Source organism: Mesorhizobium sp. M8A.F.Ca.ET.207.01.1.1 (genome assembly GCF_004794715.1).
Lineage (GTDB): Bacteria > Pseudomonadota > Alphaproteobacteria > Rhizobiales > Rhizobiaceae > Mesorhizobium.
Map to the genome: position 1 here is coordinate 1 of NZ_SRUS01000133.1, position 408 is coordinate 408.

The following is a 408-nucleotide window of genomic DNA, read 5'->3' on the forward strand; positions in this document are numbered from 1 at the left end:
ATGAAAGGTCGTTGGATACGCATGCGCTCGTCGCGATCTTCTACGGTGATGTCCAGCGCGACGTTGCGAGCACGCGATCGGAAGCATCCAGCTCTACCGACCAGGCTTGGGTATCCAGGCGCAGCCGGTTCTCATACCACCATCGCTGCGCACAGCGACCACTGCATCCACGGCTGGCATAGCGGGTAAAGGGAGCACCGGCGTGCTCCACCACGTCAGGGTGCCCCAGCGCCCGCAGTACCTCGGCCCTGCTCGCCCCGACCGGGACCGAGGCAAGCGCGTGGGAATGCCACGCCGAGATCGCCGAGCAACCGGCCACGTACGCCACGAACAGCCCGACCAGCCCCCACATCAGTGTCCTCATTGACAGATCCCCTCCTGCGCCGCGCGCCCGCGCATCATCCGCGC

Annotated in this window: 1 protein-coding gene; it reads right to left on the bottom strand. The window is 66.4% G+C overall.

Annotation, left to right across the window (positions count from 1 at the left end; all coding sequences use genetic code 11):
• Positions 1-40 precede the first annotated feature (40 nt).
• Positions 41-408, bottom strand: a 368-nt coding sequence (locus EN850_RS33845; RefSeq protein ID WP_210238014.1) for a hypothetical protein, incomplete at its 5' end; no start/stop codon positions are given.